Source organism: Sideroxydans sp. CL21, from assembly GCF_902459525.1.
Classification (GTDB): domain Bacteria; phylum Pseudomonadota; class Gammaproteobacteria; order Burkholderiales; family Gallionellaceae; genus Sideroxyarcus.
The window spans coordinates 2,838,651-2,865,476 of sequence record NZ_LR699166.1; the positions used below are offsets into that span (position 1 = coordinate 2,838,651).

Here is a 26,826-nt window from a genome sequence, read left to right on the forward strand (position 1 = left end):
TCAGTTATATCTGTCTAAACTTCTGAATTACGCTTTTTTCGGACGCTTCGCGCCGTACTTGGAACGGGACTGTTTACGATCCTTCACGCCTGCCGTATCCAGACTGCCGCGCACCATGTGGTAACGCACACCAGGCAAGTCCTTCACACGACCACCGCGAATCAACACCACGCTGTGCTCTTGCAGGTTATGGCCTTCGCCGCCGATGTAGGAGATAACCTCGAAGCCATTGGTCAAACGCACCTTGGCAACTTTACGCAGCGCCGAGTTCGGCTTCTTCGGTGTCGTGGTGTAAACGCGCGTGCAAACACCGCGTTTTTGAGGACTTCCCGCGAGAGCCGGCACCTTGCTCTTGGTCACTTCCGCCGTACGGCCCGTGCGCACTAACTGGTTGATGGTTGGCATTATTTATTCCGCTTCCTGAAAACTGTTTAAAAACTAATAGTTAAACCAAAATACTTGTTCAGCAACTGCTCCCGCGTCGATTTGCACAGAAATGCGCGGACTAAAAAGACCGCGCATTCTATTGATGAAGCCCTTGCCTGTCAAGCAACTAGACGCCCTCTTGCGTCTCCGCAGCTGCTGCAACCTCGGCCAATCCAGCGCCTTGGGCAATGTCCAGACCCAATCGCTGCTTGCGACGCAGCACGTGATAGGCCAAACCGGTACCTGCCGGGATAAGGCGACCCACGATGACGTTCTCCTTGAGTCCGCGCAAATCGTCCTTCTTGCCCATGATTGCCGCTTCGGTCAGCACGCGCGTCGTTTCCTGGAAGGAAGCGGCGGAGATAAACGAATCGGTGGACAATGATGCCTTGGTGATACCCAGCAGCATGTGCTGGAATGTCGCCGGCTCCTTGCCTGCCGCCACCACGCGCTCGTTCTCCTGCAACATCTCTGCGCGCTCCACCTGCTCTTTTGGAATGAAGGTGGTATCTCCCTCATCGACGATGGCGATCCGGCGCAACATCTGACGCACGATTACTTCGATGTGCTTGTCGTTGATCTTCACGCCCTGCAAGCGGTATACATCCTGCACTTCGTCAGTGATGTACTGTGCCAATGCCTCGATACCCAGCAAGCGCAGGATGTCGTGCGGATCGGCCGGGCCGTCCACGATCATTTCGCCCTGGTTCACCACTTGACCATCGTGCACCAGCACATGCTTGTCCTTGGTGATCAGGAATTCATGCGCCTCGCCCGTAACGTCGGTGATAACCAGGCGCTGTTTACCCTTGGTTTCCTTGCCGAACGAGGCCGTACCGGTGACTTCCGCCAGCATGCCCGCATCTTTCGGCGAGCGTGCTTCGAACAACTCGGCCACACGCGGCAGACCGCCGGTGATGTCGCGAGTCTTGGAGCTTTCCTGCGGGATACGTGCCAGCACGTCGCCCACGCCCACATGTTGACCGTCTTCCACGGTAATGATGGAGCCGACCTGGAAAGTCACCGAGATTGGCGTATCGGTACCGGCGATCTTGATCTCGTGTCCGGCGTCATCCAGTAGGCGCACCAGCGGACGCACGCCCTTGCCGGTTGTGGAGCGCTTAGGATCGATGACCACCAAGGTGGACAGGCCGGTCACTTCGTCGATCTGCTTGGCAACGGTAGAACCCTCTTCCACATTCTCGAAACGCACACGACCCGCGTATTCGGTAATGATCGGACGTGTATGCGGATCCCATGTCGCCAGCACTACTCCTGCCTTCACTGAAACCCCCTCACGCTCTGTCAGGTTGGCACCGTAAGGCACCTTGTGACGCTCGCGCTCGCGACCATGATCGTCGGTCACCATCACTTCGCCGGAACGCGCCACCACCACCAGCTCACCGCGTGCCGTGGTCACGGTACGCATGTTCGGGCTGTACTTGATGAGACCGTTCGACTTGCTTTCGACCTGGCTGGCCACCACGGTACGCGATGCCGCGCCGCCGATGTGGAAAGTACGCATGGTCAGCTGGGTACCCGGTTCGCCGATGGACTGTGCGGCGATCACACCGACCGCTTCGCCCACGTTCACCAAGCCGCCGCGACCCAGATCGCGACCGTAGCACTTGGCACACAAACCATAACGCGTATCGCAGGTCAGCGGGGTGCGCACCCGCACTTCGTCAACACCAAGAGACTCGATATGTTCCACTTTGTCTTCGTCGAGCAGCGTTCCTGCTTCATACATGGTTTCGCTGGTTTCCGGATTAACCACGTCAGCCGCCACGACGCGACCAAGGATGCGCTCACGCAGGGCCTCAATCACTTCACCGCCTTCGACCAGCGCCTTCATCGAACGGCCGTTGGTCGTACCGCAATCGGTTTCGGTAATGACCAGATCCTGCGTCACATCCACCAGACGGCGTGTCAGGTAGCCGGAGTTCGCTGTCTTCAACGCCGTATCCGCCAAGCCCTTACGTGCACCGTGCGTGGAGATGAAGTACTGCAGCATGTTCAGACCTTCGCGGAAGTTCGCGGTGATCGGCGTCTCGATGATGGAACCGTCCGGCTTCGCCATCAGGCCGCGCATACCGGACAACTGACGGATCTGCGCCGCAGAACCGCGCGCACCGGAGTCGGCCATCATGTAGATGGAGTTGAACGACTCCTGCGTAATCGCTTTACCCTTCTTGTCAAACAGCGCCTCGCCAGTCAGCAGATCGCGAACGGGCTCGACACCAAGTTGATCCATCATGGCTTTGGCAACCTGGTCACCAGTACGGCCCCAGATGTCCACCACCTTGTTGTAACGCTCGCCCTGAGTCACCAGGCCGGAGGTGTACTGGGTCTGTATTTCGTGCACTTCCTTCTCTGCAGCGGCGATCAGCTCGTTCTTCTGTTGCGGAACCAGCATGTCGTCCACACAAATCGAGATACCGGCGCGGGTCGCATAGGCAAAGCCGGTATACATCAACTGGTCGGCCATGATCACCGTGTCGCGCAGCCCACAACGACGAAAACTGGTGTTGATCAGACGCGAGATCTCTTTCTTTTTCAGTGTTTTGTTGACGGCGCTGAACGGCAGGTTAGTCGGCAAAAGCTCGGACAGGATGGAACGACCAACAGTCGTTTCGTAACGCGTACGCTTTTCTTCCTTCTCGCCCGCTTCGTTGATAAACGATTCCTTGATGCGCACCAACACTTTGGCTTGCAGGTCGACCTGGTTGGAACGGTAGGCACGCAACACTTCGGATACATCGGCAAACATCGAGCCTTCGCCCAATGCGCCAATCTTTTCGCGCGTCATGTAGTACAGACCCAGCACGATATCCTGCGACGGAACGATGATCGGCTCGCCGTTGGCGGGCGACAACACGTTGTTGGAGGCCAGCATCAGGGTGCGTGCTTCCATCTGCGCTTCCAGCGACAGCGGAACGTGCACGGCCATTTGGTCACCGTCGAAGTCGGCGTTGAATGCAGAGCAGACCAGCGGATGCAGCTGGATCGCTTTGCCTTCGATCAGGATAGGTTCGAATGCCTGGATACCCAAACGGTGCAGCGTCGGCGCACGGTTCAGCATTACCGGGTGTTCATGGATGACTTCTTCCAGGATGTCCCACACGATAGGTTCTTCAGCCTCGACCATGCGCTTGCCGGCCTTGATCGTGGTCGCCAGACCCATCTTTTCCAGACGTTCGAAGATGAAAGGCTTGAACAGTTCCAGCGCCATCTTCTTGGGCAGGCCACACTGATGCAGCTTGAGTTGCGGCCCCACCACGATCACGGAACGGCCGGAGTAGTCCACGCGCTTACCCAGCAAGTTCTGACGGAAACGACCGCCCTTGCCCTTGATCATATCGGCCAGCGACTTCAGCGGACGCTTGTTGGCTCCAGTCATGGCTTTGCCGCGACGGCCGTTATCCAGCAGAGAGTCCACGGACTCCTGCAACATGCGCTTCTCGTTGCGCACGATGATTTCCGGCGCTTTCAGCTCGAGCAGGCGTTTCAGGCGGTTGTTGCGGTTGATGACCCGGCGATAGAGATCGTTCAGATCGGACGTGGCAAAACGACCGCCGTCCAGCGGTACCAACGGACGCAGTTCAGGCGGCAGTACCGGCAGCACTTCCATCACCATCCATTCCGGCTTGATGCCGGACTGCATGAACGCTTCCAGCACCTTCAGGCGCTTGGCGTATTTCTTGATCTTGGTCTCTGAACTGGTCGCTTCCAATTCGGCGCGCAGCTTCTCGATCTCGGCAGGCACGTCCAGCGCACGTAGCAGAGCGCGAACACCTTCCGCACCCATCACCGCTTGAAATTCGTCGCCGTACTCTTCCAGCTTGGCCAGGTAGTCATCTTCCGACAGCAGCTGGGCGCGATTCAACGGGGTCATGCCCGGCTCGGTCACGACATAGGCTTCAAAGTACAACACGCGCTCAATGTCGCGCAGGGTCATGTCCAGCACCATGCCCAGACGGGACGGCAGCGATTTCAGGAACCAGATATGCGCAACCGGCGAAGCCAGCTCAATATGACCCATGCGCTCGCGGCGCACTTTGGACAAGGTAACTTCGACACCGCATTTTTCACAGATCACGCCACGATGCTTGAGGCGCTTGTACTTGCCGCACAGACATTCGTAATCTTTGACCGGCCCGAATATCTTGGCGCAGAACAGGCCATCACGCTCCGGTTTGAACGTGCGATAGTTAATGGTTTCCGGCTTTTTTACTTCGCCGTAGGACCACGAACGGATCTTTTCGGGAGAAGCCAGACCGATCTTGATCGTGTCGAACTCTTCCTTCTGTGTAACCTGCTTGAATAAATCCAGCAATGCTTTCATGTGTAACTCCTTATTAAGGATTTAGGGTACGGGATACAGGATTCAGGAAAGCACTTGGCTAAATCCTGTATCCCGTATCCTGATTCCTGAATTAGTGGCGTTCCAGATCGATATCGATACCCAGCGAGCGGATTTCCTTGGTGAGCACGTTGAACGACTCAGGCATGCCCGCATCGATCTTGTGTTCGCCCTTGACGATGTTCTCGTACACCTTGGTGCGTCCGTTAACGTCATCCGACTTGACCGTAAGCATTTCCTGCAGCGTGTACGCCGCACCATATGCTTCCAGCGCCCACACTTCCATCTCACCGAAGCGCTGACCACCGAATTGCGCCTTGCCGCCCAGAGGTTGCTGAGTGACCAAGCTGTACGGGCCAGTAGAACGCGCGTGCATCTTGTCGTCGACCAAGTGGTGCAGCTTCAACACGTGCATGTAACCCACGGTTACCTTGCGATCGAATGGGTCACCGGTACGTCCGTCATACAGCTGTATCTGTCCGGAGCGCGGCAGATCGGCCAGTTCCAGCAGATCCTTGATCTCTTCTTCGCTGGCACCGTCGAATACCGGCGTTGCAAACGGCACACCTGCCTTCAGGTTGCGGCACAACTCGACCACTTCTTCGTCGGTAAAGGTCGCAATCTCGTCGGCCTGGTCGCCTTTGTATATCTTGCCCAGGAACTTGCGTACGTCGGCGACCTTTGCTTGCGCTTCCAGCATCTGCTCGATTTTTTTGCCCAGGCCTTTTGCAGCCCAACCCAAATGCACTTCCAACACCTGACCGATGTTCATACGCGACGGCACGCCCAGCGGGTTCAGCACCACTTCCACCGGCGTACCGTCGGCCATGCGCGGCATGTCCTCCACCGGCACGATGCGTGACACCACACCCTTGTTACCGTGGCGGCCGGCCATCTTGTCGCCGGGCTGCAGACGGCGTTTCACAGCCACATACACCTTGACCATCTTCTGTACGCCGGCTTGCAACTCGTCGCCCTGCGTCAGTTTTTTCTTCTTCAGTTCGAACGCTGCGTCGAATTCCACACGTTTCTGCGCCAAACCTTCCTTGACCTGCTCCATCTGGACAGCCACATCATCGTCGGCGACACGGATGTCGAACCACTGATGATGCTCGACGCTATGCAAATATTCCTTGCTCAGCTTGGTGCCCTTGGCCAGCTTCTTCGGACCGCCGTTGGCGACCTTGTTGTGCAACAGCTTTTCCAGGCGGGAGAACAAGTCAGCCTCAACGATGCGCATCTGGTCGGCCAAGTCTTTCTTGTAGCGTGACAGTTCGTCGTCGATGATCTGCTGAGCGCGCTTGTCGCGTTGCAGACCTTCGCGGGTGAATACTTGCACATCGATGACGGTACCGGAAATACCGGCCTTCACGCGCAGCGAAGTATCCTTCACATCGGACGCCTTCTCGCCGAAGATCGCGCGCAGCAGCTTCTCTTCCGGCGTCAGTTGCGTTTCGCCTTTTGGAGTGACTTTGCCCACCAGCACATCGCCCACCCCGACTTCCGCGCCGATGTGCACAATGCCGCACTCGTCCAGACGCGCCATCTGTGCTTCGGACAAATTCGGGATATCGCGTGTAATTTCTTCCGTGCCCAGCTTAGTATCGCGCGCCATCACCGTCAGCTCTTCAATGTGGATCGAAGTGAAGCGGTCTTCTGCAACCACACGCTCGGAGATCAGGATCGAGTCCTCGAAGTTGTAACCGTTCCATGGCATGAACGCGATCATCATGTTCTGGCCCAGCGCCAACTCGCCCATATCGGTCGATGCACCGTCTGCCACCACATCGCCGCGAGCAATTTCGTCGCCCACGCGCACCAGCGGACGCTGGTTGATGTTGGTATTCTGGTTGGAACGGGTGTACTTGGTCAGGTTGTAGATGTCCACACCGACTTCTCCTGCAGTGGTTTCGTCGTCATTGACTCGAACCACGATACGGCCGGAATCCACATAGTCCACACGACCACCACGCCAAGCTTGCACAGCCGTGCCGGAGTCGACCGCTACCGTACGCTCGATACCGGTACCGACCAGCGCCTTCTCGGCACGCAACACAGGCACAGCCTGGCGTTGCATGTTGGCGCCCATCAATGCGCGGTTCGCGTCATCGTGTTCCAGGAACGGGATCAGCGACGCAGCCACGGACACCACCTGTGCCGGCGCCACGTCCATGTATTCCAGTTTGTCCGGCTCGGCCAACACGAACTCGTTATGCTGGCGTGCAGACACGATGTCGTTGGTGAAGTGACCCTTCTTGTCCAGTTCGGCGTTCGCCTGGGCGATGGTGAACTTGCCTTCTTCGATGGCGGACAGATAGTCAACATCGTCGGTCGCACGGCTCTTCACGACACGGCGATAAGGTGTTTCGATGAAGCCGTATTCGTTGGTGCGTGCATACAGCGCCAGCGAGTTGATCAGGCCGATGTTCGGACCTTCCGGTGTTTCGATCGGGCACACGCGGCCGTAGTGGGTCGGGTGCACGTCGCGCACTTCGAAACCGGCGCGTTCGCGGGTCAGACCACCCGGACCCAGTGCGGAGATACGACGCTTGTGTGTCACTTCCGCCAAGGGGTTGGTCTGGTCCATGAACTGCGACAATTGCGAAGAACCGAAGAATTCCTTCACCGCAGCCGAAATCGGCTTGGCGTTGATCAGGTCGTGCGGCATCAGGTTGTCGGCTTCGGCTTGGCCGAGGCGTTCCTTCACGGCGCGCTCAACGCGAGCCAGACCGGTACGGAACTGGTTCTCGGCCAATTCGCCCACGGCGCGCACGCGGCGGTTACCCAGGTGATCGATGTCGTCGATCTCGCCGCGACCATTGCGTAACTCGACCAGAATACGGATCACTTCCACGATGTCTTCATTGGACAGGATGACGGCACCTGTCAACTCTTCGCGACCGACGCGACGGTTGAACTTCATGCGGCCCACGGCGGACAGATCGTAGCGGTCTTCATTGAAGAATAGACCGTTGAACAACGCCTCTACGGCGTCTTCAGTAGGCGGCTCGCCGGGACGCATCATGCGATAGATCGCCACGCGTGCCGTCCACAAATCTGTAGTCTCATCAGTACGCAGAGTCTGTGAAATGAATGCTCCCTGATCCAGATCATTCGTATACAGGGTATGAATTTTTGCCACGCCAGCCGCTTCCAGCTTGCCCAGCAATGTCTCGGTGATTTCATCATTGGCATTGGCGATGATCTCGCCGCTGTCCTTGTCAACGATGTTGTGCGCCAATACACGGCCTATCAGGAAATCCGCTCCCACGGCCAGCTTGTCGATACCTGCTTCCTGTATCTCGCGGATGTGCCGCACGGTGATGCGTTTGTCCTTGGCAACGATGAGCTTGCCTTTGCCTTCAATATCAAAGCGCGCGATTTCGCCGCGCAGTCGCTCCGGCACCACTTCGAACTGGATGCCTTTCTTGCTGAAATGGAAGGTGTCGTTGCTGAAGAACATCTCCAGAATCTGTTCGGGTGTATAGCCCAATGACTTCAGCAGAATGGTCACCGGCATCTTGCGGCGACGGTCGATACGGAAATACACGTAGTCCTTGGCATCGAACTCGAAGTCCAGCCAGGAACCGCGATAGGGAATCACGCGCGCCGAAAACAGCAGCTTGCCGGAAGAATGGGTCTTGCCGCGGTCATGCTCGAAGAACACGCCGGGTGAACGGTGCAGCTGCGAAACGATAACGCGCTCCGTGCCGTTGATAACGAAAGAGCCGGTATGCGTCATCAACGGGATCTCGCCCATATAGACTTCCTGCTCTTTCACTTCTTTCACGGTCGGCTTGGATGCCTCCTTGTCCAGGATGGTCAGGCGCACGCGAGCACGCAATGGAGATGCGTAAGTCAGGCCGCGCTGCTGGCACTCACGCACATCGAACGGCGGCATACCCAGCGTATAGCTGACAAAGTCCAGACGCGCGAACTTGGTGTGGCTTTCAATCGGAAAGATGGAATTGAAAGCCGCTTGCAGGCCTTCATTCTTGCGCTGCTCGGGCGCGACCCAAGCCTGCAGGAAATCGCTGTATGATTCCAGCTGGGTGGACAGCAAAAACGGCACCGGCAAAGCGCCGACGCGCTTTGCAAAACTTTTACGAATACGTTTTTTTTCGGTAAAAGAATAGCTCATGGTATCTCCACTAACAGAAGGAAAAGGTAAGGGACAATCGGCGCTCGCGCACCGCTTAACCGTTAACTTCTAAACATCCAAACACAACATTCCGGTTTTGTTTCCAGAAGCGGCAAAAGGCTGACGGGTTTTCCGTCAGCCTCTCTGCAAACGCTGAGATTACTTGACTTCAGCAGTTGCGCCAGCTTCGATCAATTGCTTGGCGATCGCATCGGCGTCAGCTTTGCTGATGCCTTCCTTGACTGCCTTCGGTGCGCCGTCAACCAGATCCTTGGCTTCTTTCAAGCCCAGACCAGTGATAGTGCGCACGACTTTGATCACGTTAACCTTGGCCTCACCAGCCGACTTCAGGGTCACAGTGAATTCGGTCTGCTCGACTGCGGCAGCGCCGGCACCGGCGCCACCAGCAGCAGCAGGAGCAGCCATCGCAGCAGCTGACACGCCAAACTTCTCTTCAACAGCCTTTACCAACTCGTTCAGTTCCAGCACAGACATACCGTCCAGTGCTGTCAAAAATGCGTCTTTATCGAATGCCATGTTGTTCTTCCTGAATTAAAAGATCGAAATAAATTACGCGGTAGCAGTCTTCTTTTCTGCCACTGCGACGAGTACGCGCGCCAAACCCGAAACCGGTGATTGCAACAGACCCAGCAGTTGCGCCAGCAGAACTTCCTTCGGCGGTACGGTGGCCAATGCGGAAACACCCGCCTTGTCCAGCATCTTGCCGTTGTAAGCACCCGCTGTAATCACCAATTTTTCGTTCGTTCTGGCGAAGTCATACACTACTTTCGCAGCGGCGACAGGATCAGCGCTGATGCCGTATACCAGCGGCCCCTCCATCTTCTCTGCCAACACCTCGAAAGGAGTGCCTTGCACCGCACGGCGTGCCAACGTGTTTTTTACCACGCGGAAATACACACCAGACTTGCGTGCATTGGCACGCAGCTTGGTGATGTCGCCGACTTCGATGCCGCGATACTCAGCCAGTACAATAGTCTGAGCCTGCGCCACTTGTGCGCTGACTTCCGCGACCACCGCTTGCTTTTCTTGCAGATTAAGACCCAAAGTCTTCCTCCATCTTCACAGCGGAATATCGCACCGTAGTTTGATACTCCATGATTAACGACCGCGTCCTCAAGACAGGGAACAACAAATACTTCCTGCTCGCGGGCACACCATCTACGTGGGCTGACGCAACTGCCGTCGATTAAGCCTCGGGCCAACAACGCCTTCGACACCAACGGTCTTTGATAATCTGCCTATACCGCCAGCAGTCAAAGAACAAATGGCAACGGGGAAACCCCCGCCGCCAAAATCAAAACTTTACGCAGCCAGACTAGCCTGCTCAACACGAATGCCGACGCCCATGGTGCTGGAGATCGCCACTTTCTTCAGGTAAACACCCTTGGAAGCCGCAGGCTTGGCCTTGTTCAAGGCATCAATAAGCGCCAGCATGTTCTCGCGCAACGCTTCCGATGCGAAAGAAGCGCGACCGATAGTGCACTGCACGATACCGTTCTTGTCTGTGCGGTACTGAACCTGACCAGCCTTGGCGTTCTTCACTGCACCCGCCACATCAGCGGACACGGTGCCCACCTTGGGGTTGGGCATCAAACCGCGCGGGCCCAAGATCTGACCCAATTGACCAACGATACGCATTGCATCGGGAGAAGCGATCACCACGTCAAAATCCATCTTGCCAGCCTTGATGCTTTCGGCCAGATCGTCGAAACCGACGATATCGGCACCCGCCGCTTTGGCTTCTTCAGCCTTCGCACCTTGCGCGAATACGGCCACGCGCACGGTCTTGCCGGTGCCCTTGGGCAACACCACGGAACCGCGAACCAGTTGGTCGGACTTTTTGGCATCGATACCCAGATTCACAGCGACGTCGATAGACTCATCGAACTTGGCTTTTGCGGTTTCTTTCACCAGCTTCAGCGCCTCATCCAGCGCATACAACTTGTTGCGATCGACCTTGGCGGCGAGCGCCTTATATCGTTTGGAAATTTGTGCCATGTTATACGCCCTCCACAGTGATGCCCATGCTGCGCGCGCTACCGGCAATGGTGCGTACTGCGGCATCCAGATCGGCCGCCGTCAGGTCAGGCTGCTTGGCTTTGGCAATATCTTCCGCTTGCTTGCGGGTCAGTTTACCAACCTTGTCGGTATGCGGCGTCTTGCTGCCTTTTTGCACACCGGCGGCCTTTTTGATCAGAATGGTCGCAGGAGGAGTCTTCATCACAAAGGTGAAGCTCTTGTCCGCAAACGCGGTGATCACCACCGGGATTGGCAGACCTGGCTCGACACCCTGGGTCTGCGCGTTGAACGCCTTGCAGAATTCCATGATGTTCAGGCCGCGCTGACCGAGCGCCGGGCCGATAGGAGGACTGGGATTGGCCTTGCCGGCCGGTACTTGCAGCTTGATGAAGCCGATGATTTTCTTTGCCACGTTGCTACTCCTTGCTTAGTGGGTTAAACGCATATCGCTACCGCACCGATACACTCCCCGTTTGCCATGCCGGAAATCCCGGCGCTCAACATCAGGCTTTTTCGACTTGCCCGAAATTCAGTTCCACAGGTGTCGACCGTCCAAAAATGGTGACCGCAACCCGCAGCTTGCTCTTGTCGTAATTGACGTCTTCCACCATACCGTGGAAATCCGTGAACGGACCTTCCTTGACTCGCACCGCCTCGCCCACTTCGAACAACACTTTGGGACGCGGCTTTTCAACACCCGCCTGCATCTGCTGCATGATGTTGTCGACTTCTTTCTGGCTGATCGGCGTCGGCTTCATGGCCGAACCACCGAGGAAACCGGTAACCTTGGGCGTATTCTTCACCAGGTGCCAGCTCTCGTCGGTCATATCCATTTCGACAAGCACATAACCGGGAAAGAATTTGCGCTCACTGATGCTCTTCTGACCGGACTTAAGTTCGACAACCTCTTCGACCGGAACAAGAATCTGACCGAACAAGTCTTCCATTCCTTCGCGCGCGATACGTTCCAGCAAAGCACGCTGTACGCTTTTCTCGAACTGCGAGTACGTATGCACCACATACCAACGCTTGGCCATCACTCACTCCGTCCCATCAATTTATTGACGATCATCAACAGACTCGCATCTACCGCCCACAGGAACAGCGCCATTATCACCGCAAACAGAATCACCACTGCCGTGGTCTGTATCGTCTCTTTACGCGTCGGCCACACTACGCGCTTGGCTTCCGCCACCGAGTCGCCGGCAAATCCAAAGAACTGCTTGCCGGACACGGTCATCCAGAACATACCTGCCGCCAGCAACACACCGAAAAGCACCGACAGTACGCGCAATACCGCAGCACTATCCTGCAATGCATAGTAGCCAACCACACCTGCCACGACGAACAGAAATGCAACCAGTAATTTGATCTTGTCAGCCATGTACGAACTGTCCGTTTCTACTTTACTAACTGGCAGGCCAGGAGGGTCTCGAACCCCCAACCCTCGGTTTTGGAGACCGATACTCTACCAATTGAGCTACTGGCCTATAAACCTGCAAATGACAACAGCGGAGCGAATCACTTCACTCCGCCATCATCGCTAATAATTACTCGATGATCTTGGCAACCACACCCGCGCCGACGGTACGACCGCCTTCGCGGATCGCGAAGCGCAGACCTTCTTCCATCGCGATCGGGTTGATCAGGTTCACCGTGATGCTCACGTTGTCGCCAGGCATCACCATCTCGGTTCCTGCCGGCAGTTCGACCGCACCCGTCACGTCCGTCGTACGGAAGTAGAACTGCGGACGATAACCTTGGAAGAACGGGGTATGGCGGCCACCCTCATCCTTGCCCAAGACGTAAATCTCGGCTGTGAACTTGGTGTGCGGCTTGATGGAACCTGGCTTGCACAGCACTTGGCCGCGCTCAACTTCTTCACGCTTGGTGCCGCGCAGCAGCACGCCCACGTTGTCGCCTGCCTGACCCTGGTCCAGCAGCTTGCGGAACATTTCAACGCCGGTGCAGGTGGTCTTTTGGGTCGGTTTGATACCGACGATTTCCAGCTCTTCGCCGACTTTGACTACGCCGCGCTCGATACGGCCCGTCACAACAGTACCGCGACCGGAAATGGAGAATACGTCTTCCACGGGCATCAGGAAGGCGCCGTCGATGGCGCGCTCCGGTGTCGGAATGTAGGTGTCAAGCGCTTCGGCCAGACGGAAGATAGAGGGCTCACCCAGTTCACCTTGGTCACCCTCAACCGCCAGCTTGGCGCTGCCTTTGATGATGGGGGTGTCGTCGCCAGGAAAGTCATACTTGGAAAGCAATTCCCGGATTTCCATTTCGACCAGTTCCAGCAATTCTGCGTCGTCCACCATGTCGCATTTGTTCATGAACACGATGATGTACGGTACGCCAACCTGACGCGCCAACAGGATGTGCTCGCGGGTCTGAGGCATGGGGCCGTCAGCGGCGGATACAACGAGGATCGCGCCGTCCATCTGGGCGGCACCGGTAATCATGTTCTTGACGTAGTCGGCGTGGCCCGGGCAGTCAACGTGCGCGTAGTGGCGGTTGGCCGTCTCGTATTCAACGTGGGCAGTATTAATAGTAATACCGCGCGCCTTTTCTTCCGGTGCCGCGTCAATTTGGTCGTAAGCCTTGGCTTCGCCGCCAAACTTCTTCGACAACACCATGGTGATCGCCGCTGTCAGGGTGGTCTTGCCGTGGTCAACGTGTCCAATCGTGCCTACGTTTACGTGCGGCTTCGTTCGTTCAAATTTGCTCTTTGCCATGATTTATCCCTTATCAATGCCAAACATTAATCACAAAAAAAACTGGTGCCCATGGTGAGAATCGGACTCACGACCTCTCCCTTACCAAGGGAGTGCTCTACCACTGAGCCACATGGGCAAGCGAAAAACTGGAGCGGGAGAAGGGAATCGAACCCTCGTCATAAGCTTGGAAGGCTTCAGCTCTACCATTGAGCTACTCCCGCAAAAAACCCAACACCAGCCCACTTAAAAACAGCAAACTGCAAAATCTGGTGGAGGGGGAAGGATTCGAACCTTCGTACTCTGAGAGGGCAGATTTACAGTCTGCTGCCTTTAACCGCTCGGCCACCCCTCCATTCAAAGAGCGCGCGATTATCCAGATAACTACGCGCCTTGTCAAAGGGAATCAACGGAATTTTCAGCAAGAAGCAGGCCAGCCCGACTCATTCCGGCTGAAAAATCTAGACTTGCTCAGGTAAATACTTGCAACTTGTCCGGAATAACCAGCCAAGCAGCAACCAAATAGTGACTCCACCTACTTTTGGACATCATCCGATCAAGTTAAAAAGGCTGTCGGGGCAGCTTTTGAAGGTGTAATAAGTGTTGCTGCACGCTCTCTCCCGGCCCCTTGCCCTGATACGGCTTAATTATAAATGGGCATGTTGTAGAACGCCGCTTCTATATCAATAGCCATATTTCGGTTTCTCACAACATGCCCTTTTCCGCGAACGAAAGGCAGCACGCTCCCGCCACAATGAAATGATCCAGCACTCGCACATCTATCAACTGCAGAGATTGCTTTAACGCACCGGTCAGCAACCGATCCGAATCGCTTGGCTCCTCCACCCCGGAAGGATGATTGTGCGCAAAAATTACCGCCGCCGCATTGTGATGCAATGCCCGCTTCACCACTTCGCGCGGATATACGCTGGTTTGCGTCAAAGTGCCCTGAAACAACTCTTCCGCCGCAACCACCCGATGCTGCGCATCCAGGAAGATCGCAACGAACACCTCCTGCTGCCGTGCACGTAGCAACAATTGCAGATATTCGCGCACCATACGTGGTGAATTCAGCGCATCTCCTGACCGCATCTCTTCTTGCAGTGCGCGCCGCGACATCTCCAGCACCGCCTGCAACTGCACGTACTTGGCCTGCCCCATTCCGTGCATGTCGCAGAATTCCCGCTCCTCGGACGCGAACAACCGGGTGAGAGTGCCGAATCGCGCGAGTACGTCGCGCGCCAGATCAACCGCACTCTTGCCGACTACCCCTGTGCGCAGGAAGATAGCCAGTAGCTCAGCATCCGACAATGCTGCCGCCCCACGCTGCAACAATTTCTCGCGCGGGCGTTCTCCGGCAGGCCAGTCAGCGATACTCATGCTTGATATACTGCATATTGAGTAAGCGATGTGAATAATTGCGCAACAGTAACTCTGTTGCGACCGAAGAGGGCGGAAAGGAAGTAGTGCACAAAAATCATGATCGCAAATTAACCTGATTTCATAGTAGGGTCAATATGCCTGAGGGTCCGGATAACTTCCCATACCTGCATTCTTACCAAACAGAACTATGCCCACAACTATAAAAATATATGCAATCCAAAACACTTACCACCTGTCCATAGCCCGTTCATTCGACTACACGACCTGGCTTTCCAACGCACCCGCCATACAAGACGCTTTCTTGTTAAGATGCGCGGCATTATGAACATGGCCCAGACAAAACGCATTGTGCTCGGCATCACCGGCGGCATCGCGGCCTACAAGGCGGCAGAGTTGGCACGCCTGCTGGTGAAACTGGACATCGAGGTGCAGGTTGCAATGACGGAAGCGGCGACGCACTTCATCACGCCCGCCACGATGCGGGCGCTCACCGGGCAGCCGGTGTTGATCGACCAGTGGCAGGACGACAAGGGTATGGCCCACATTCATGCCAGCCGTCTTGCCGATGCCATCGTGATCGCTCCCGCCACCGCAGATTTCATCGCCAAACTGGCGCACGGCCTCGCCAATGACCTGCTTTCCACTTTATGTCTGGCGCGCGATTGCCCGCTATTGGTCGCACCCGCTATGAACAAGCAAATGTGGTCGAATGCTGCAATGCAACGCAACCTGCAACAACTTATCTCCGACGGCGTGACGGTATTGGGACCGTCGAGCGGAATACAGGCCTGCGGAGAAGAAGGCATGGGACGGATGCTGGAAGCGGAAACGTTGGCGCAAGATATCGTCGCACTGTTCCAGCCCAAGCTTCTGGCTGGAATAAATATTCTCATCACTGCAGGCCCAACATACGAAGCGATTGACGCAGTCCGCGGTATCACCAACCGCAGCAGTGGCAAGATGGGCTATGCCATTGCGCAAGCGGCACTGGAAATGGGTGCCGCAGTCACCCTGGTTTCGGGACCGACGGCGCTGCCTCAGCCCAATGGAGCGAACACGGTGAACGTCACGAGCGCCGCCGAGATGTTTGAAGCGGTAAAACATCAGGCGGCAAGATCCGACATGTTCATTGCCGTGGCCGCGGTCGCCGATTACCGCGTGGCACAACCGAGCGAGCAGAAGATCAAGAAGAGCGATACTGGGCTGACGCTGGAACTCATCCCCAATCCCGACATATTGGCCTACGTCGCCAGCCTGCCCAAACCGCCATTCTGCGTTGGCTTCGCGGCCGAGAGCGAGAAACTGAGCGAATACGCCGCAACCAAACGCAGGAAGAAGAACATTCCTTTGCTGGCCGCCAACCTGGCGCAAAATGCCATCGGCAGCGACGACAATGAACTGGTATTGTTCGACGATGCGGGCGAGCATGTGTTGCCGCGCGCCGATAAACTCGCTTTGGCACGGGCGCTGTTGCGTCATGCCGCTGTTCTTTACAGGAAAGGAAGCAAGCAATGAAAAAAGTGGATGTGAAGATACTCGACCCGCGCCTGCACGAACACCCGCCCGCCTACGCCACCCCGGGTTCGGCAGGTATAGACATGCGCGCCTGTATCGACGGCAGCATGACCATCCAGCCGGGTCAATGCGAACTCATCCCCAGCGGCATCGCCCTGCACCTGAATGACCCGCATTATGCGGCCATGATCCTGCCTCGTTCCGGCCTGGGACACAAGCATGGCATCGTGCTCGGCAACCTGGTCGGACTGATCGACTCGGATTATCAGGGGCAGATATTCATCTCGATCTGGAACCGCGGACATCACCCTTTTGCATTAATGCCGATGGAGCGAATCGCGCAACTGGTCATCGTGCCGGTAGCGCAAGTACAGTTCAATATCGTGGAGGAATTCCCGATGAGCCAGCGCGGCGCCAACGGCTTCGGCAGCACGGGCAAGCATTAATTGCCAGATAAAAAAGGCCCGCATCAAGCGGGCCTTTTTGCTGTTTCCCAGGTCAATGTTCCAACGTCAATTCCAGCTCGGTACTTTCGCCTTTGCGTATCGAGACTTTCTCGGATGCAGTCTTGTACCCCTTGATCTTGACCTCTACCTTGTGCACGCCAGGATCGGTCTCTGCGCGCAGCGGTGACATTCCGAAATAGATGCCGTCCACATACACCTTGGCACGGTCGGGTGTGGTATTCACCTCCAACATTCCGTTTGCAGAAGTTGAGTCATGCGATTTGTCGCCAGCGGCAGGCGCCGCAGGTGCGGGAACGGCTGGTTCAGGAGATGAAGCGACACCCGGAGTCACCAGAACCTTAACGCCCGGAATCACCTTGGTGCCCGGGGTCAGGTTAAACAATTCGGGACGGGTAGCCATCAGTACGGTATAGATTGCTTCCGAAGTCTTGTCCGTCACCACACCGATTTCCTGTTTCAGGTAATCGGCAATATCGCCCTTGGTATTGCCGGACACTCCGGCAAAGCGATCAGCCTTCTCCTCCACTTCGCCAGCCCAAACCACTTTTCCAGTAGCAACCTCTTTAAGAGTGGTATCCAGTCTGATAAGCACATAGTCGCGCGCCTTTACATCATAGCGCAACTCCTTGACGACCCCGCTCAGTTCGAACAGTGCGTTGGCATCGTCTTTTCCCAAGATCTGTATGCCCGAATTATCCAGGCGTTTGCGCAAAAAATCAGCTACAACGTCCGTCACATCGCGATCCAGAACGATGTCTTTTCCTGACATACCAAATACCCGTTCTTCGTTTATGCCGATTTTTCGCGGGTTGCCTACATTGCGCCCATCAACATAGCCTGCAATACGGATGGAAGCGAGGGCCTTGACTTTCGACGCATTAGCATTGACTTTTTCTTTCTCACCAACATGAATATCGTCACTCATGAAACTGGCACACCCGGCCAAAACAATCCCTACCAACCCTGAAATCAAATACAAAGCAAAACGGCCCATCAAACCTCCAACCAGAGTGAACCTGTGCTCGAATGAACACAGTGCTGAATACTTAATGTGTGCCGACCGCCGCCTCGATTTCGGCAAAAATCTTGGCAACTTCGGCCGTCTTGATCTGCAAGCCCAGCTGCCGGGCAATTTGCGTTGCGGAAAACAAGCCTCGCACTGTCTGGCTACCGTCCGCATTTTCTTCAACCACCATGGCGTGTTGCCGTCCGGACGCCTTCAGCGTAACGAGGATATTTCCCACTTTGGCTTTCAGCACGTCAACCAGATTCAGCACTTCCAGTTCGCTCTGCACTGTCATCACATCGCTCACCATAATATCGGCATGCGTCCCGCCTACTTGTTGCAGAAAGCGCACCGGTTTCTCACCCATCACATCCGTTGCAGTCAGAAATCCGACCACCTTGTCGGCGTCGTCAAGTACCAACAAGGTCCGCACGCCATAACGGATCATCTTGGCATTCGCCTTATCCAGAGATGTCCTGGCCCGCACATTGACGACCGAAACGCTACGCAGATCTGTCATCACACTGATGGCCGGATCGTTCATAACGACATTCTGTGGCAATACCTGCGTCGGCCTGGAAAAACTTGCACCTGCTTTTAAGGGGCGATTGGTTAATACTGAAAAATTATGGCGCATGCCTATCCTCTTTGAATTAATTGCTTGTGTTCATCCATGCTGCTGTCCTGCATCTTACCTGCAGTTTCCCTGCGTGCCCCGGCTTTCAGCGGCGGCAAGTAACGAACCAGTTCATTCAGTGCCAAACGGTAAACATCGCGTTTAAACTCGATGACGCTGTCCAGTTCGACCCAGTAATCAATCCAGCGCCACGCATCGAACTCCGGGTGTCCGGAAGCGCGCAACGATACATCGCAGTCCCGCCCAACCAGACGCAACAGGAACCAAATCTGCTTCTGCCCCTTGTAGTTGCCGCGCGAATCGCGCTTGACCCAAGTCTGCGGCACCTCATAACGCATCCAATCGCGGGTACGCCCCAATATCTGTACATGGCAGGTATGCAGCCCGACTTCCTCGTGCAACTCGCGGTACATCGCCTGCTCCGGCGTTTCGCCGTGCTGGATGCCGCCTTGCGGAAACTGCCATGCATCCTGCCTGATGCGTTTGCCCCAAAATACCTGATTCTTTGCGTTAGTCAGAATGATGCCGACATTCGGGCGATAACCTTCTCGGTCTATCATGATTCGCCCCACTCTGTTTTTCAATGTGGTGGATTGTTCCACATTTCACCCCCACTGGAAAGACGCCAATCGCCGCATGCAGTAGAATCGCGCCCTCCAACCAGTACGATGAGTCATAAAACATGCGCGTTTCACAATTTTTTATTTCTACTCTCAAAGAAGCCCCCGCCGAAGCCGAACTGCCCAGCCATCGCCTGATGTTGCGCGCGGGTTACATTCGCAAGCTTTCCAGCGGCTTGTATTCCTGGATGCCTCTGGGTCTGCGCGTACTGCGCAAAGTTGAGGCCGTGGTTCGCGAAGAAATGAACAAGAGCGGCGGCATCGAGCTGCTGATGCCCGCCGTGCAGCCCGCCGAACTATGGCAGGAGACCGGACGCTGGGAAGTCTTCGGCCCGCAGATGCTCAAGATCAAGGACAGGCACAACAACCTGTTCTGCTTTGGCCCCACGCATGAGGAGGTCATCACCGACATCGCGCGCCGCGAGGTGAAAAGCTACCGCCAGTTGCCGCTGAATTTCTACCAGATCCAGACCAAGTTCCGCGACGAAGTCCGCCCCCGCTTCGGCGTGATGCGCGCACGCGAGTTCGTGATGAAGGATGCCTATTCCTTCCATAGCAGCTTCGAAAGCCTGGAGCAGACCTACCGCGTGATGTACGAAACATACTCCCGCATCTTCACCCGCCTCGGCCTGCAGTTCCGTGCCGTAGCGGCCGACACCGGTGCCATCGGCGGCAGCGGCTCGCATGAATTCCATGTGCTGGCGGATTCAGGCGAAGATGCACTGGCGTTCTGCCCGAACTCGGATTATGCCGCCAACGTCGAACTGGCCGAGGCCGTCGCGCCCGCCACACCAAGAGGCGAGGCCACACAGGAAATGCAGAAGGTCATTACTCCGGGACAGAAAACCATCGAGGAGGTTGCCGCATTTTTTGACACCTCCGCCCGGAATGTGTTGAAAGCCATCGCAGTGATGACCCATGAAAACGAGTTCGTCCTCCTGCTTTTGCGTGGCGACCACCAGCTCAATGAGATCAAGGCAAGCAAAGTGCTGGGCGAGTTCCGTTTCGCCAGCGAAGAGGAAGTACACCGTCATATGCACTGCCGCACTGGCTACATTGGCCCGGTAAACGCCACAGTGCACGTGCTGGCAGATCGTGCCGCGGCCGTACTAAGTGATTTTATCTGCGGGGCGAACGACGACGGATTCCACTTCAGCGGCGCGAACTTCGGACGCGATGTGCCTCTGGACTCGGCCAATATCCACGACCTGCGCAACGTCGTCGCCGGAGACCCCAGCCCGGATGGTAAGGGCACGCTCGACTTGTGCCGCGGCATCGAGGTCGGCCACATCTTCCAGTTGCGCACCAAATACTCCGAGGCACTGCAAGCCACGTTCCTGGACGAGAATGGCAAGGCTCAGGTCATGGAGATGGGCTGCTACGGCATCGGCGTGTCACGCATCGTGGCCGCCGCCATCGAACAGAATTTCGACGAACGCGGTATTGCGCTACCTGCGAGCATGGCTCCGTTCCAGGTTGCCATCGCTCCTATCGGCATCAAGAAGAGCGAAGCCGTGCGCAACGCCGCTGAACAGCTCTATACCGAATTGGTCGCCACAGGTGTTGAAGTGTTGCTGGATGACCGCGACGAGCGCCCCGGTGTGATGTTCGCCGACCTGGAACTGATCGGCATCCCGCATCGCATCGTGATCGGCGATCGCGGATTGAAAGAAGGCAAGGTCGAATACCAGGGGCGGAAGGATGAAGCGGCGCAGGCCGTGCCCTTGCAAGAAGTTGCCAAGCTCGTACAATCCAAACTATGAGATCAGGATACAGGATTCGGGATACAGGATTCAGAAGTGGAGCGGCGCAATCGAATCAGCTCCGCTGCTCTGCTTTTCGCTCAATCCTGGATCGAGCATTCTCAATCCTGCTTCTGGTTGCAGGTTTATGTTTTGCCGTCAGTGCACAGGCCGGCGCCCAAAAGGAAGAAGTGCTTTCTGCCAGCGTGCGCAGCATGCTGCAACATGCCGTATCGGATCAGGCCGCACCCAAGCTGGCCTTCGCCTCGCAGCAGGAAGCACAGCTGTGGCTGGACGACATGTCGCAACGCCTTGCCACGCGCATTCCGGATGCGGCATACCGGTTCGATTTATTGAGTACGGTGCATTACGAAGCGACCCGTGCCGGCCTGGATCCGCATTTGGTCTTGGGCCTGATCGAAGTGGAGAGCGGGTTCAGAAAATATGCAATTTCAAAGTCAGGCGCACGCGGCTACATGCAGGTGATGCCGTTCTGGACAAAAACGATAGGCACGGGTGACCAGGATCTGTTTCATCTGCGCACCAACCTGCGCTACGGCTGCACCATCCTGCGCTACTACCTGGACATGGAAAAGGGCGATCTGTTTCGTGCCTTGGGACGCTACAACGGCAGCCTGGGAAAACCGGAATATCCCAACATGGTAAAAGCAGCCTGGCACAACCACTGGAGCAGACCGCAGCAAAACAGCAGTCGCCACACCGGTTGACCCTGTTACTTCCTGAGCGTCTTGTTTTTGATATATGACTCTACGCTGGTCCGCGTCACCATCCCCTGCTGATAACTCACCAACTTGCCCGTCGGATCGTACAGATAAGTAGTCGGCAGCGCCTCTACGTCGCCGACTTGCGACGCAAGGTCGTAATCGCCAAAAACCACGGGGTAACTGATTTTCTTCTTTGCGACGAACTCGACTACCGAATCTTTGGTGGAGTCCAGCGCGACGCCAATAACCACCAGATCCTTATTTCTATGAGCATCATATAGTGCAATCAGGTCGGGAATCTCTTCCAGACAGGGTGGACACCAGGTTGCCCAAAAATTGACCAGCACCCACTTGCCGCGATAATCCTGCAAACGCTGTTGCTGCCCCTGCATATCCTTGAACACAAAGGAATCGGCCGACGCCACCCCTGACAGCATCAGGAAAGTAGCAACCCACAACATGCGATGGAAGGAATTCATCAGTGTTCTGCCCTTTCTTCGTGCTCGCTGTCCGCCGTTTCGCTGTCATCCCCGCTGTGCTTGCCTTCCGCCGCATGCGACCAGTACAAAGCCAATGCGATCAGGGCGATGCTGGCCCCCATGTAGACCAGGTCGATCGGTTGCGAGACATGCATATTGATCGCTTCCTCGAACAGGGTCACGATCATGATCATCAGGATGACCTTCGCCAGACGCGACTTGAGATCGTCCAGACTATTGATGACCAATATCTTGCTGGATGCCTTGCTACCGTGTGCCTGGTCGATATCGCTGATAAACAGTTCATACAAACCCAGAGAAAAGATCAACAGCACCACCGCCAGCAGATAACCGTCGACCACTTCAACAATGTGTGAAACCGTGCTGTCGTGCAATGCCTTGCGCGCTTCGTCAGCCATGCCGGCATCGGCATAGTGGAAGGTATGTTGCACCAGCAACACCACATCCACGGTGGCCATGTAGAAAATGGCAAAACTTGCAAACAGGCTGCCCAGTACCGCCAGGAAAATCACGAAGCGGCTGTTCCACAACGAACCTTCGAGCAGGTTTTCAATAAATTTCATGTCAATTCCCAATGTGACTTGCCAAACAAAATTCAGGCGGCGCGCATTAAAGCTCAAAAGCGGATGGGCGGCAATACGCTATGCGCTCTTGTTCCATATATCGTACAAGGTCATGCCTCTGGGCTCGTTCATCCGCTTCTCCAGCGAGGTGAACCAGGCTTTGATGTCGCCATCCCCGGCATGTCTTGGCAATGTTGCCACATCCAGCAGGAAGATTTTCAGCAATTCGTTCAGTTCCACGGCTTCCGGGGCTCGCACCATACTCCAACCCAGCCCCGAGAGCTTGCCCACGATCCTGGCCTTGACGAGCTTATCCAGAATGCGCTCGACGTCCTCGTAACCGATATGCAAATGCCGCGACAATCCGGGCAGGGTTTGCACTTCGCCCTTGTTCAATCCTTTATGCATCAGTTTAAGTATACCCACCGCGTAATAGAGCTTCGCGGCCTGATCCAGCCGCAGCGAATGGGTACTGCGCCAGTGCGAAAAAGAGGCGGTGATGATCGCGCCGAACAATACTGTGAGCCAGGAAAAATACACCCACATCAGGAAAATCGGAACGCTGGCGAACGCGCCGTACACCAGTTTGTAAGTGGGAAAGTGCGAGATATAGAAGGCGAAAGCGCGGTTCATCGACTCGAACGCCACCGCCCCGATCAGTCCGCCGATGACGGCGTGGCGCATCGGTACATAACGATTGGGCACGACACGGAACAGCAAAGTGAAGGCTGCAGTCGTCAGCATGAGCGGAACGAGCTTGATCGCATCCATGCTCAGCGTGGGAATCCGCTGTGCATACTCTGCCGAGAATCCGACCAGCCATGAAGTGAGCGACAAACTGCCGCCAACCAGCAGCGGCGCCAGCGTCAATACCGCCCAATACACCAATACCCGTTGCAACAGACTGCGCGGACGGGATACGCGCCAGATCATGTTGAATGCGTTGTCGATGGTCAGCATCAACAGCATGGCGGTAACAGCAAGGAAAACGATACCCACCGCAGTCAGGCGCGATGCACTTTCGGCAAACTGCTCCATATAACCCGTGATGATCCGTCCGCCGGTCTCGGGCACCATGTTCATCAAAATGTATTCCTTGAGCGGTGTAGAGAACTCGCTGAACACCGGGAATGCCGAAAACAAGGTCAGCGCGATGGTAATAAGTGGAACGACCGACAGCAGCGTGGTAAAGGTCAGACTGGCTGCCATTTGGGTGCAGCGATCTTCCTGGAAGCGCACCGTGACATAGCGTAAAAAGCGAACAGAATCGACAACACCCAAATTTGGAAGTTTGAAATTCGGAAGTTTCATATACCCGGAATACTGAAATACAATGGCCGACATGATACCCGACAAAACTTCCCCGCAAGATACTGCACGCGCCGCACGTCAGCTGCTGCGTGCCCATCGCTATGGCGCTCTCGGCACATTGTCAAAAAAATTCGACGGATATCCATTCGGCTCCATCACGCCTTATCTGGTGGATCACGACGGCAGCCTGCTCATTCTCATCAGCACGCTGGCGGAACATACCAAAAACATCCGGAATGACCCGCGCGTCAGCCTCATCACGCACAATCAGGAAGACCCGCATATCCAGACGCAGGGACGCATCACCGTGGTCGGTACTGCTTGCCCGATAGCGGAACGTGAGCAGGCGGGCAAACGCTATTTGCGTTACTTCCCCGAGGCGCAGACCTATTTCGCCATGCACGATTTTTCGTTCTACCGCATCGTGCCGCTCGCACTGCGGTATATCGGAGGTTTCGGCGACATCCACTGGATAAAAGCCGAAAAATACCAAATACCGCCCAACACGCTCGCCGCAGAAGAAGACGAGTTGCTCGGTAAGATCAACGCCAAACGGTCAGCCGTGCAAGGGTTGGTAATCGGTATAGACTGCGACGGCTTCGACCTGCGCCTGAACGAACGTACTGAGCGCCACGACTTCCCCGCACTGGCGCTAGGCATCGACCAGGCAATGGCTTTTCTGCAGAATGTTCGTTAAAAAGGGCATCGAAGCAATGCCCTGCACGAAAGCGTTCTGACGGCCAAATTACCCCCGTACACCCTTGAGCTGAATGGATTGTTGAATTGAGCCGGGCGGTGTCTCGGTTACAGCATCTTGCTTCACATTTGCTTTGGGGTCGGCATTACCCGACGGGACCATAGTCTTGGGTTTTGCTTTCTTGCCCCGCCCAGGCTTGGCGTTCTTGTCCGCCGACGGCACGGCAAGAGTGACCGCCTCCTTGCCCGGCGATGGATCGGCAGTCACGTTTGGCTCAGCCGCATGCGTATTACCGCACAGCATCACACCCAGTATTGCCAAACCAACCTTGTGTTTCATTTCAATTCTCCTGCAACGGGGCCTCTATATTTGAGGATGCGCCCGTTCCAATCCGGTGTCCAGCTTGTTCAATGCATTCAGATAGGCCTTGGCAGAAGCCACCACGATATCGGTGTCCGCCCCCTGCCCGTTGACCACACGACCGCCCTTGGACAAGCGCACCGTGACTTCGCCCTGCGCGTCGGTACCGCTGGTAATGTTGTTCACCGAGTACAGCTGCAGTTCGGTTCCGCTGTGCACGATCTGTTCGATGGCCTTGAATGTCGCATCCACCGGTCCGCCGCCTTGGGCATCGGCCTGATGCTCTTTACCGCCCACGCTCATGACCACCCGTGCCACCGGCAATACCCCGGTTTCGGAATGCGCGCCCATCGCCACCAAACGGTAATGCTCGCTTACTTGCAAGGCTTCCTCGTCGCTTACCAACGCTTGCAAGTCCTCATCGAAGATGTCGTGTTTCTTGTCGGCCAGTTCCTTGAAGCGTGCGAAGGCTGCGTTCAAAGCATCTTCACCCTCCAGCACAATACCCAATTCCTGCAAGCGCGAACGGAATGCGGATCGGCCCGAGTGTTTTCCCATCACCATCTTGTTCGCGCCCCAGCCCACGTCCTCGGCACGCATGATTTCATAGGTCTCGCGGTGCTTGAGTACGCCATCCTGGTGGATGCCCGACTCATGCGCAAACGCATTGGCACCGACGATGGCCTTGTTGGGTTGCACCGGATAACCGGTGATGCTGGAAACCAGCTTGGAAGTCGGCACGATCTGGGTGGTATCGATGCGCGTGTCGCAAGTAAAGATGTCGCGGCGCGTCTTAACCGCCATCACCACTTCTTCCAGCGAAGCATTACCCGCACGTTCGCCCAGACCGTTGATGGTGCATTCCAGCTGGCCTGCGCCATTCATTACTGCAGCCAAGGAATTGGCAGAAGCCATGCCCAGATCATTGTGGCAATGCGTGGACCAGATGACCTTGCCGCTGTTCGGCACGCGAGCGATCAGCTGCTTGAAGCGCTCGCCCCACAACACGGGAATGCTGTAGCCCACGGTATCCGGCACGTTCAGGGTCGTCGCCCCGGCCTTGATGACTTCGTCGAATATCCGCACCAGAAAATCCATTTCCGAACGCACCGCATCCTCGGCAGAGAATTCGACATCGTCGGTGTATTCCAGTGCCAGCTTCACTGCTGTGACCGCATGCTCCACCACCTGGTCCGGTGTCATGCGCAGCTTCTTTTCCATATGGATGGGTGAAGTTGCGATAAATGTGTGGATGCGCCCGCGTTTGGCCGGCTTGATCGCCTCGCCCGCCGCACGCACATCGCGCTCGTTGGCTCTTGCCAGCGAACACACGGTGGAATGCTCGATGACCTTGGCGATGCTGTGGATCGCATCGGCATCGCCGGGGCTGGCGGCCGCAAAGCCAGCTTCGATCACATCCACGCCCAGTTTTTCGAGCTGACGCGCGATGCGCAACTTCTCTTCCTTGGTCATGGATGCGCCGGGGCTCTGCTCGCCGTCGCGCAAAGTTGTGTCGAATATGATTAATTTGTCAGTCATTTTTTGCTCCATCGCAATTGTTCATCCTCGGTTCACACCAACCGAGCCGCCTGCTTTGATACTTAATGGGG

At 56.0% G+C, this 26,826-nt stretch carries 24 protein-coding genes and 4 tRNA genes; 5 read left to right on the forward strand and 23 right to left on the reverse strand.

What is annotated here, in order from left to right; all coding sequences use genetic code 11:
• Nucleotides 1-27: 27 nt before the first annotated feature.
• From rpsL to radC, 15 genes are all read right to left on the reverse strand, one after another.
• Complete coding sequence (gene rpsL, locus QOY30_RS13430) at nt 28-405, reverse strand: 30S ribosomal protein S12 (RefSeq protein WP_237248080.1); 378 nt, start codon at nt 403-405, stop codon at nt 28-30.
• Between the two features lie 148 nt (nt 406-553).
• Nucleotides 554-4,771: a DNA-directed RNA polymerase subunit beta' gene (rpoC, locus tag QOY30_RS13435; RefSeq protein WP_283745131.1), complete on the reverse strand. Its 4,218-nt coding sequence runs from the start codon at nt 4,769-4,771 to the stop codon at nt 554-556.
• Between the two features lie 91 nt (nt 4,772-4,862).
• The gene (gene rpoB, locus QOY30_RS13440) at nt 4,863-8,930 is read right to left on the reverse strand and encodes a DNA-directed RNA polymerase subunit beta (RefSeq protein ID WP_283745132.1); all 4,068 of its coding nucleotides are present in this window, start codon (nt 8,928-8,930) and stop codon (nt 4,863-4,865) included.
• A gap of 159 nt (nt 8,931-9,089) precedes the next feature.
• Nucleotides 9,090-9,467, reverse strand: a complete 378-nt coding sequence (gene rplL, locus QOY30_RS13445) for a 50S ribosomal protein L7/L12 (RefSeq protein ID WP_283745133.1) — start codon at nt 9,465-9,467, stop codon at nt 9,090-9,092.
• Nucleotides 9,468-9,500: 33 nt separating this feature from the next.
• Nucleotides 9,501-9,995: a 50S ribosomal protein L10 gene (rplJ, locus tag QOY30_RS13450; protein WP_283745134.1), complete on the reverse strand. Its 495-nt coding sequence runs from the start codon at nt 9,993-9,995 to the stop codon at nt 9,501-9,503.
• A gap of 258 nt (nt 9,996-10,253) precedes the next feature.
• Nucleotides 10,254-10,949, reverse strand: a complete 696-nt coding sequence (gene rplA / locus QOY30_RS13455) for a 50S ribosomal protein L1 (protein WP_283745135.1) — start codon at nt 10,947-10,949, stop codon at nt 10,254-10,256.
• A gap of 1 nt (nt 10,950) precedes the next feature.
• On the reverse strand, nt 10,951-11,382 hold the full coding sequence (gene rplK / locus QOY30_RS13460) for a 50S ribosomal protein L11 (protein ID WP_283745136.1): 432 nt from the start codon (nt 11,380-11,382) through the stop codon (nt 10,951-10,953).
• A 91-nt stretch (nt 11,383-11,473) separates the two neighbouring features.
• Nucleotides 11,474-12,007 carry a transcription termination/antitermination protein NusG gene (gene nusG / locus QOY30_RS13465; RefSeq protein WP_283745137.1) on the reverse strand — a complete coding sequence of 178 codons (534 nt, stop codon included), beginning with the start codon at nt 12,005-12,007 and terminating at the stop codon, nt 11,474-11,476.
• The gene (gene secE / locus QOY30_RS13470) at nt 12,007-12,390 is read right to left on the reverse strand and encodes a preprotein translocase subunit SecE (protein ID WP_283746070.1); all 384 of its coding nucleotides are present in this window, start codon (nt 12,388-12,390) and stop codon (nt 12,007-12,009) included. Before secE ends, nusG begins: the two co-directional genes overlap by 1 nt.
• Nucleotides 12,385-12,460: transfer RNA gene (locus QOY30_RS13475), tRNA-Trp, on the reverse strand. Before QOY30_RS13475 ends, secE begins: the two co-directional genes overlap by 6 nt.
• A gap of 60 nt (nt 12,461-12,520) precedes the next feature.
• On the reverse strand, nt 12,521-13,711 hold the full coding sequence (gene tuf, locus QOY30_RS13480) for an elongation factor Tu (RefSeq protein WP_283745128.1): 1,191 nt from the start codon (nt 13,709-13,711) through the stop codon (nt 12,521-12,523).
• A 43-nt stretch (nt 13,712-13,754) separates the two neighbouring features.
• Nucleotides 13,755-13,829 (reverse strand) — tRNA-Thr (locus QOY30_RS13485).
• An 11-nt stretch (nt 13,830-13,840) separates the two neighbouring features.
• Nucleotides 13,841-13,914 (reverse strand) — tRNA-Gly (locus QOY30_RS13490).
• A gap of 46 nt (nt 13,915-13,960) precedes the next feature.
• Nucleotides 13,961-14,045: transfer RNA gene (locus QOY30_RS13495), tRNA-Tyr, on the reverse strand.
• Between the two features lie 350 nt (nt 14,046-14,395).
• The gene (gene radC / locus QOY30_RS13500; protein WP_283745138.1) at nt 14,396-15,070 is read right to left on the reverse strand and encodes a RadC family protein; all 675 of its coding nucleotides are present in this window, start codon (nt 15,068-15,070) and stop codon (nt 14,396-14,398) included.
• A gap of 324 nt (nt 15,071-15,394) precedes the next feature.
• On the opposite strand from radC, the gene coaBC reads away from it, so the two are divergent.
• Complete coding sequence (gene coaBC / locus QOY30_RS13505) at nt 15,395-16,588, forward strand: bifunctional phosphopantothenoylcysteine decarboxylase/phosphopantothenate--cysteine ligase CoaBC (RefSeq protein ID WP_283745139.1); 1,194 nt, start codon at nt 15,395-15,397, stop codon at nt 16,586-16,588.
• On the forward strand, nt 16,585-17,034 hold the full coding sequence (gene dut, locus QOY30_RS13510; protein WP_283745140.1) for a dUTP diphosphatase: 450 nt from the start codon (nt 16,585-16,587) through the stop codon (nt 17,032-17,034). Before coaBC ends, dut begins: the two co-directional genes overlap by 4 nt.
• A 52-nt stretch (nt 17,035-17,086) precedes the next feature.
• Here the strand turns inward: dut and QOY30_RS13515 are convergent, their stop codons facing one another.
• The 3 genes from QOY30_RS13515 to QOY30_RS13525 form a co-directional block, all read right to left on the reverse strand.
• On the reverse strand, nt 17,087-17,980 hold the full coding sequence (locus QOY30_RS13515; RefSeq protein ID WP_283745141.1) for a PEGA domain-containing protein: 894 nt from the start codon (nt 17,978-17,980) through the stop codon (nt 17,087-17,089).
• Nucleotides 17,981-18,101: 121 nt separating this feature from the next.
• Nucleotides 18,102-18,605, reverse strand: coding sequence for a CBS domain-containing protein (locus QOY30_RS13520; RefSeq protein ID WP_283745142.1), 504 nt, complete (start codon nt 18,603-18,605; stop codon nt 18,102-18,104).
• Nucleotides 18,606-18,700: 95 nt separating this feature from the next.
• Complete coding sequence (locus QOY30_RS13525) at nt 18,701-19,258, reverse strand: RNA pyrophosphohydrolase (protein WP_283745143.1); 558 nt, start codon at nt 19,256-19,258, stop codon at nt 18,701-18,703.
• A 122-nt stretch (nt 19,259-19,380) separates the two neighbouring features.
• On the opposite strand from QOY30_RS13525, the gene QOY30_RS13530 reads away from it, so the two are divergent.
• Together QOY30_RS13530 and QOY30_RS13535 are read left to right on the forward strand one after the other, a co-directional pair.
• A complete protein-coding gene (locus tag QOY30_RS13530) occupies nt 19,381-21,081 on the forward strand; it encodes a proline--tRNA ligase (RefSeq protein ID WP_283745144.1) in 1,701 nt (566 codons plus the stop codon).
• Between the two features lie 86 nt (nt 21,082-21,167).
• A complete protein-coding gene (locus tag QOY30_RS13535) occupies nt 21,168-21,788 on the forward strand; it encodes a lytic transglycosylase domain-containing protein (RefSeq protein ID WP_502958713.1) in 621 nt (206 codons plus the stop codon).
• A 5-nt stretch (nt 21,789-21,793) separates the two neighbouring features.
• Here QOY30_RS13535 and QOY30_RS13540 read toward each other — a convergent pair whose 3' ends face one another.
• The 3 genes from QOY30_RS13540 to QOY30_RS13550 all read right to left on the reverse strand — a co-directional run bounded on the left by QOY30_RS13540 (nt 21,794) and on the right by QOY30_RS13550 (nt 24,159).
• Entirely contained in the window at nt 21,794-22,264 is a 471-nt protein-coding gene (locus QOY30_RS13540; RefSeq protein WP_283745146.1) for a TlpA family protein disulfide reductase, read from the reverse strand.
• Nucleotides 22,264-22,848 (reverse strand): YqhA family protein, encoded by a 585-nt coding sequence (locus QOY30_RS13545; protein ID WP_283745147.1) that lies wholly within the window; start codon nt 22,846-22,848, stop codon nt 22,264-22,266. The genes QOY30_RS13540 and QOY30_RS13545 overlap by 1 nt, the downstream gene beginning before the upstream one ends.
• A 78-nt stretch (nt 22,849-22,926) precedes the next feature.
• A complete protein-coding gene (locus QOY30_RS13550) occupies nt 22,927-24,159 on the reverse strand; it encodes a YihY family inner membrane protein (RefSeq protein ID WP_283745148.1) in 1,233 nt (410 codons plus the stop codon).
• Nucleotides 24,160-24,181: 22 nt separating this feature from the next.
• Between QOY30_RS13550 and QOY30_RS13555 the strand changes: the two genes are divergently transcribed.
• Nucleotides 24,182-24,856 (forward strand): HugZ family pyridoxamine 5'-phosphate oxidase, encoded by a 675-nt coding sequence (locus QOY30_RS13555; RefSeq protein ID WP_283745149.1) that lies wholly within the window; start codon nt 24,182-24,184, stop codon nt 24,854-24,856.
• A gap of 48 nt (nt 24,857-24,904) precedes the next feature.
• Here QOY30_RS13555 and QOY30_RS13560 read toward each other — a convergent pair whose 3' ends face one another.
• Both QOY30_RS13560 and QOY30_RS13565 read right to left on the reverse strand, forming a co-directional pair.
• On the reverse strand, nt 24,905-25,195 hold the full coding sequence (locus QOY30_RS13560) for a hypothetical protein (RefSeq protein WP_283745150.1): 291 nt from the start codon (nt 25,193-25,195) through the stop codon (nt 24,905-24,907).
• 24 nt (nt 25,196-25,219) lie between these two features.
• Nucleotides 25,220-26,755 (reverse strand): 2-isopropylmalate synthase, encoded by a 1,536-nt coding sequence (locus QOY30_RS13565; protein WP_283745151.1) that lies wholly within the window; start codon nt 26,753-26,755, stop codon nt 25,220-25,222.
• Between the last annotated feature and the right edge of the window lie 71 nt (nt 26,756-26,826).